This is a genomic window from Streptococcus sp. SCPM-O-B-15304 (M98) (assembly GCF_058200215.1).
The window spans coordinates 128,059-134,549 of the sequence record NZ_JBYQGQ010000006.1 but is presented as its reverse complement, the minus strand read 5'-3'; the positions used below and the strand labels follow the sequence as shown (position 1 = coordinate 134,549).

Sequence of the window (6,491 nt, the reverse complement as noted above, 5' to 3'; positions counted from 1 at the left end):
TCATTGTTCAGTACTACAACTTCAGTTGTAGTGCCCTGCACATTGGTTCGTCTTGTTCAGTTTTCAAAGGTCTTTGTCACTCACTTCTCTCAAGTGACAACTATATTAGTATATCACAGCCGCTTTCGCTTGTCAACACTTTTTTGAAACTTTTTTTAATTTTTTTCATCTAGTGTTTCATCTGTAACATACCATAGTCCGTACGGGATTCGAACCCGTGTTACCGCCGTGAAAAGGCGGTGTCTTAACCCCTTGACCAACGGACCAGAGTTGTTATTTTCAACTCTTACTATTATACCGACTTTTCTAACTTTGTCAACACCTTTTTTTAAACTTTTTTTCAATTCTACTGAATGACTTCCTGTAACTCTTTCAGCATGGCTTTGCGACCCTTGAAACGCTCATCTGCCCAGAGTTTCGGTTAATTTTTTTATGAAGCACATATCATTTTTGGAAAACATTTCTTCATTTTACTCAAGTAACTGTTGCATTCTTATTTTCAGAAAATTTGAATCATTTCCTCTAAGAGAGCATTAACATAGGTGAACTTGTATTTTATTTTCTATATATAGAAATCTTTGATTTAAATTAGAGTCAACTTTTTTAAAAAAACAGAGAAAACTTGTGCCCCCCCTGTTTATAGTATTTAAGATAATTAATTTTCTTCACTCATTTTTGATTTTACTTCATCATAAGATAGTGCATGTGATTCCTCTTCTACTGTTTCAGGCATCTTTCCTGTTTCGTATAGAGATTTAATTTGTGTACTATCCAATGTTTCGTATTTCAATAATGCTTCTGCAATCAGCTTGTGAGTTTCACGATTTGACTGGATAATTTCAGCAGCTTTGTTTCGTGCTTCATTCAATAATGAACGAACTTCTTCGTCAATTTCATAAGCTGTTTGTTCTGAAATTGATTTTTGAGGGCTTTGTGCACCAAACATAGCATGATTTCCTTCATATTGTACTGGACCAAGTTTTTCACTCATACCATACTCAGTAACCATAGCACGCGCCATCTGAGTCGCTTGTTCGAAGTCATTAGATGCTCCAGTTGTTTGGACGTTAAAGATAATCTCTTCAGCTACACGTCCACCCATTAAGCCAGCTAATTGCTCTTTCATATCTTCTTTAGATAAAAGCATTTGGTCTTCTTTAGGAAGTGCAATCATATATCCGCCTGCACGTCCACGTGGTACTATGGTAACTTTATGAACAACACGGGCATTTGACAAAACCAAACCAACAATTGTGTGTCCTGCCTCATGGTAGGCAACCAATTCACGTTCTTTTTGTGAAACTGTCTTGTCTTTCTTAGATGGTCCAGCAATAACACGATCTTCAGCTTCATCAATATCAGAAGCATCAATCACTGATTTATTACGACGAGCTGCAACCAAAGCTGCTTCGTTCAATACATTTTCCAAATCGGCACCAACAAAACCTGGAGTTTGTTGTGCTACCAATTTTAAATCTACATCTTCAGCTAAAGGTTTATTTCTAGCATGGACTTTCAAAATTGCTTCGCGTCCCTTAACATCTGGACGACCAACTAATACTTTTCTATCAAAACGGCCTGGACGAAGTAGAGCCGGATCAAGAACATCTGAACGGTTTGTTGCCGCAATGACGATAATTCCTTCATTTCCTTCAAAACCATCCATTTCAATCAAGAGTTGGTTTAAGGTTTGTTCTCGTTCATCATTACCTCCACCTAAACCGACACCACGTTGTCGACCAACGGCATCAATTTCATCAATGAAGATAATAGCTGGTGCTGCTTTTTTTGCATCCTCAAAGAGAGAACGTACACGGCTCGCACCAACACCGACGAACATTTCTACAAAGTCAGAACCTGAAATACTAAAGAATGGTACACCAGCCTCTCCTGCGACTGCTTTGGCAAGTAATGTCTTACCAGTTCCCGGAGGCCCCTCTAAGAGAACACCAGCTGGAATCCGGGCACCCAATTTTGTAAATCGTTTTGGATCTTTTAAGAATTCAACAACTTCAACAAGTTCTTGTTTTTCTTCCTCTGCGCCTGCGACATCTGAGAAGCGAACTTTGATATCTTCTTTATTAGCAGCCTTAGCTTTACTACGTCCAAAACTCATTGGATTACGTCCGCTATTTCCGCCCATATTTCCCATCATAGAGAAGAGGAAGAAGAATAAGATAGCAAATGGTACTACTGAAACCAGGATGTTAATCCACATACCACTTGAGCTTTCGTGTTTCACTTCAATTTGTGTTTGATGTTCACTTGCTAGCTTTTGCAAATCCGCTACAGTTGTATCTGATGGGAGGACAATACTTGTAAATTTCTCTACTTTTGTAGCAGAGGGTGTAAAAAATTGAATTCCCGTTTCCTGTTTCTCTGTCTTAGCAGTTTTGTAGACACCATACACTTCAATAACACTACCACTTGGTTGGTAGGTCATTTCTTTTACATTGTCGTTAGTGATTTCCTGAACCAATTCTGAGTACTTAATTTGTTGACTATGACCAGCAGATCTGCCAGCAAAAAAGTACTGGAATCCTGTCACTAGCAAGAAAATCATCAACAAATAAAGAAATGGATTTTTTATGAAACCATTATTTTGTTTTTGCATTCAAACACTTACCCTTCTATTTTGAGTAAACTTCCTCTTTCAATACACCTACATAAGGAAGGTTACGATAGTTTTCATCATAGTCTAAACCGTAGCCTACAACAAATTCATTTGGAATTGTAAAACATGTATAATCTGCTTCGATTTCTACAGTACGGCCTTCTGGTTTATCAAGCATTGTGACAATCTTAACAGAAGCTGCTTCTCTTGCAGTAAACATATCTCTCAAACTCTTCAAAGTTTGACCAGTATCAATAATATCTTCTACAAAGACAACATGTCGACCTTTAATATCTTGAGTTACGTCTTGTTTAATATTAATGACACCACTACTTACAGTCCCACCATGATAGCTAGAGACCATCATAAAGTCCATTTCAAGATGTGTATCAATATATTTCACTAATTCTGCCATAAAAGGAATAGATCCTTTTAGAATTCCAACTAAAATCGGATTTTTTCCCTCATAATCTTTTGTCAACTGAGCACCCAATTTTTTAGCTGCTTCTGTAATTTCATCTTGTGAAATCAAAATTTTCTTGATATCTTTTTCTAACATGATTTTACCTATCTATTTTTTCTATATAAAGTACAGTGTTCATTATATCATTTTTCATTTTTTTACTCAAATCGCTGATTTCAATTCCTAAAACTGAACAAATTTTTCCAAATTGCTCAATGATAATAGCTTTTTCTCGTTTTTCTGCAGGAATTTTTAAATCAATAAAAAGTCGCCTTATTTTTTTTCGATGACCATCTATTATCAAATAATCACCTGGCTGTCGATGTCGCAAAATCAATGATGTTTCACGGGAAACATTTATTTGTTGAACATTTTCACCTTTTAGAGGGATTCCAAATGAAAATAGAAAACCTTCATAATAAACTTGATTTTGATAGTTTAACACACACTCACTACTTTTTTCATCAGACTTTGGTCTGATTTTACAAATTTTAAAGTGTTGATATTCTTTTACAAGTTCATAACCATTTTTTATACTATGGCGATATTGGCTCTTAGTTTTTAAAATATGATGAATTTCTTGAAATTGTTCTCTTGTTACATTTAAATCAGCAAAACGACTAAGGTATTGTTGTAGTAAAACTCGTTGCGTTGCTTCACTAAAAGATAAAAACTGAGTTAAATCTTCCACATTGACTGTTTGAGATAATTCAGTCAGAGCAATTTGATAGTCAAATGCTTCTTTTCCAAACTCTAAAAACGCTCTCTTTAGCTGAATATTTTCTTTTTCCAGTTGTGGTAAGTAAATATTACGAACTCGATTGCGAAAATAATGATTTTCTTTATTCGTCCTATCTTCAAAATGCTCAACTTCAGGAAAATCCCTCTTATAAAAAGACAGCAAAGGACGAATTAATTCTCCCTTATCAAACGTTTGTCTCTCTTTTATAGCTGATAAATGTTGTAGTCTAACACCTCGAATCAATCGCATTAAAATCGTCTCAGCCTGATCATCTGCATGATGAGCTGTTACAAGGGCTGTAGAGGAAGTTTTCTCCATTACTTCTCTAAAAAAATCATAGCGAAATTGACGAGCATTTGCTTCTGAAAAATCTCCAGTAAAATGAGCTACGTAAATTGGAACTCCAACTTGTTCAGCTAGTTTTCTTAATTCATATTCTTCATTATCCGATTCTAATCGTTGTTTATGGTTTACATGAGCTAAAAATAATTCAATCCCGAGTTCTTCTTGATAGGTTGATAGCAGGTGAAAGAGAAACATCGAATCCAATCCACCAGACAAGGCTAGTACAACTCGTGAATGATCTTTAAAATAACCTTTTTCTAGAAAATGATTTAAAAAATATTGGTCTCTCATTTTAGGACCTCATAGACATCCTTAGCAATTTTAGAAATGGTATCATAATCAGAATTTTTGGTAAAGATTGAAATAATGAAAGGAGAATCTGTATAGACTATTCCTACATCGTGTTTAAATTCATCTGCATCCCCAATTTTATGGGCTACCTTAGCAGAAATATTCTTAGCAATCCTCTGATTATCAAAAGCTGTTTGCGATAGCGATTCTAAAACAAAACCATTCTGATTATAAATAGATTCCATAACTTGACCAGCCATTTTAGCTGAAGCTAACTTCTCTGTTACGTTCCACTCTTCACCTGCGATAGTAGCCATTTCTTTTTTAAAAGCTTCATCTGATTTATTCGTAATATAATAAGCAAGAATATTATGAGCTACATTGTCAGATTCTTTCGCTGTCTTTGTAATTAAATCTTTGAGAGTGTAGTCTTTATTGTCCACTGTTTTAGGGAGGCTTCCACTTCCTTCGGGTTTATAAGAACCAGGGAAATCATTTACTTCAGAAATGTACTTCAATTTCGTGTCAAGTTGGTAATCACCTTGATTGATTTTTTCTTGAACATAATAAAGATAAGGCAATTTCATAACACTAGCAGCGTACATTTTTTGATCTTCATTAATTCCAGCTTCCTTACCCGTACTTAATTGTTTAACATAAATAGAAAACTGTTCATTTTGATAATTCGCAGATAACAACTCTTGAACTTTCTGGATACGATTGTCATCGTTGGAAATGTAATCCGTCGAAATCCAACCAATTTGTTTGATATGTAAAAATTCATGACCACCAGCAAAAATAGACATATCTGCTTCAACCTCTTGATAAGCTGCTAAAGTAGACTTTAATTCTTGTTGATCATAAGGACTATTATAAACGACAAATCCTGGTTCTAACCATACTCGTTTAGAAAAATCGTTTACGATGGAACTATCGTATAAAAGTCGTTTATCAGCCATCACAAATTGATTATTTGACAATTTAAAGACAGGCTGTCCTTGTTTATTTAATCTCCATTCTAAAACAGATAATGTTGTATCTGCATTGACTTTTCCTGATTCTTTAATCAAATCTTCTGTAGAATAAACAGACGTTTCACCATAAAATTTTGGAGATTCTATAACATCTTGATAGTAAAAATGATACGAAGCGTGGGTTAAGGAATAAACTTCTTGGTTTGGAATGATAACTGGATTCTCAGTGCTTACTACTTGGACACTTTTAAAAAAAATAGGAAGTAGTAATATCACTAAAAATTTACGCATTCTTTTTTTCCTCTTCTTCCTGTAGCCGTAACAGATGATTTTTTTGAGCTAACTCTTCTAATTTTTCATCTGATTGACTTAAAAACTTTTCTACAATATCTAATAAATTTTCCATTTTACACTACCTAGGAAGTAAGTCCGGAATAGTATAAACTTCCTCCCATGATTTTGAATAGTAATATTTTGCACGCAAATACTTGGCTGCGTATGTTTCGTCCTTTAATTTGGTTGCAAGATTTGATTCTTTATCTTTTTCATCGCTCAATTCTTGATACTGTTTTTTCAGATCGGCTAACTGTTGGCGACGTTCGAGTAATTGCTGATAACTTTGAGTCAAATTATAGGTTGGTAGGATGAACAACAACATAATCAAAATCAAAACCCAGCCCATAAAACGATTTCGTCTTTGTCGTTCTTCCATCAAGTATTTACGACGTTGGTGTTCATTTTGAATAAAAGAATTATTCATTTGTACAATTTTTTTATACATCGTTTTCTACCCTTGTTTCGCTGATAATTTCATACATACCTGCAGCATCTTCTTTTTTAGTGCTATCTTTCATTTCTAACACTTTTACGAGCAACAATTTATTTCCAAAACGAATTTCAACTTGGTCATTGATTTTTAAATCTGTAGAACTCTTAGCAAGAATACCATTTACCTTGATACGTCCCTTATCTGCAACTTCTTTAGCCACTGTACGACGCTTAATAATTCTTGATACTTTTAAATATTTATCTAATCTCATTTTTATTACCTCAAATTATTAT

The 6,491-nt window shown here is 34.5% G+C and carries 7 protein-coding genes and 1 tRNA gene; all 8 read right to left on the bottom strand.

Going from position 1 to position 6,491, the window contains the following annotated elements; genetic code table 11:
- Nucleotides 1-194: 194 nt before the first annotated feature.
- A tRNA-Glu gene (locus tag AC3E7H_RS05455) sits at nt 195-266 on the bottom strand.
- Nucleotides 267-655: 389 nt separating this feature from the next.
- Nucleotides 656-2,614, bottom strand: a complete 1,959-nt coding sequence (gene ftsH, locus AC3E7H_RS05450; protein ID WP_320692686.1) for an ATP-dependent zinc metalloprotease FtsH — start codon at nt 2,612-2,614, stop codon at nt 656-658.
- A 16-nt stretch (nt 2,615-2,630) separates the two neighbouring features.
- Nucleotides 2,631-3,173 carry a hypoxanthine phosphoribosyltransferase gene (gene hpt, locus AC3E7H_RS05445; protein ID WP_485680564.1) on the bottom strand — a complete coding sequence of 181 codons (543 nt, stop codon included), beginning with the start codon at nt 3,171-3,173 and terminating at the stop codon, nt 2,631-2,633.
- 4 nt (nt 3,174-3,177) lie between these two features.
- Nucleotides 3,178-4,455: a tRNA lysidine(34) synthetase TilS gene (tilS, locus tag AC3E7H_RS05440; RefSeq protein ID WP_490676218.1), complete on the bottom strand. Its 1,278-nt coding sequence runs from the start codon at nt 4,453-4,455 to the stop codon at nt 3,178-3,180.
- Nucleotides 4,452-5,720, bottom strand: coding sequence for a serine hydrolase (locus AC3E7H_RS05435; RefSeq protein WP_490676217.1), 1,269 nt, complete (start codon nt 5,718-5,720; stop codon nt 4,452-4,454). The genes tilS and AC3E7H_RS05435 overlap by 4 nt, the downstream gene beginning before the upstream one ends.
- The gene (locus AC3E7H_RS05430; protein ID WP_045762396.1) at nt 5,713-5,835 is read right to left on the bottom strand and encodes an SP_0009 family protein; all 123 of its coding nucleotides are present in this window, start codon (nt 5,833-5,835) and stop codon (nt 5,713-5,715) included. The genes AC3E7H_RS05435 and AC3E7H_RS05430 overlap by 8 nt, the downstream gene beginning before the upstream one ends.
- Nucleotides 5,836-5,841: 6 nt before the next feature.
- Nucleotides 5,842-6,210 carry a septum formation initiator family protein gene (locus tag AC3E7H_RS05425; protein WP_000277028.1) on the bottom strand — a complete coding sequence of 123 codons (369 nt, stop codon included), beginning with the start codon at nt 6,208-6,210 and terminating at the stop codon, nt 5,842-5,844.
- Nucleotides 6,203-6,469, bottom strand: a complete 267-nt coding sequence (locus tag AC3E7H_RS05420) for an RNA-binding S4 domain-containing protein (RefSeq protein ID WP_001234970.1) — start codon at nt 6,467-6,469, stop codon at nt 6,203-6,205. The genes AC3E7H_RS05425 and AC3E7H_RS05420 overlap by 8 nt, the downstream gene beginning before the upstream one ends.
- Nucleotides 6,470-6,491: the final 22 nt, after the last annotated feature.

Excerpts from the sequence above, each read along its gene's own strand:
- AC3E7H_RS05430 (WP_045762396.1), bottom strand. The coding sequence starts at position 5,835 with ATGGAAAATTTATTAGATATTGTAGAAAAGTTTTTAAGTCAATCAGAT.
- AC3E7H_RS05425 (WP_000277028.1), bottom strand. The coding sequence starts at position 6,210 with ATGTATAAAAAAATTGTACAAATGAATAATTCTTTTATTCAAAATGAA.
- hpt (WP_485680564.1), bottom strand. The coding sequence starts at position 3,173 with ATGTTAGAAAAAGATATCAAGAAAATTTTGATTTCACAAGATGAAATT.
- AC3E7H_RS05435 (WP_490676217.1), bottom strand. The coding sequence starts at position 5,720 with ATGCGTAAATTTTTAGTGATATTACTACTTCCTATTTTTTTTAAAAGT.
- tilS (WP_490676218.1), bottom strand. The coding sequence starts at position 4,455 with ATGAGAGACCAATATTTTTTAAATCATTTTCTAGAAAAAGGTTATTTT.
- ftsH (WP_320692686.1), bottom strand. The coding sequence starts at position 2,614 with ATGCAAAAACAAAATAATGGTTTCATAAAAAATCCATTTCTTTATTTG.
- AC3E7H_RS05420 (WP_001234970.1), bottom strand. The coding sequence starts at position 6,469 with ATGAGATTAGATAAATATTTAAAAGTATCAAGAATTATTAAGCGTCGT.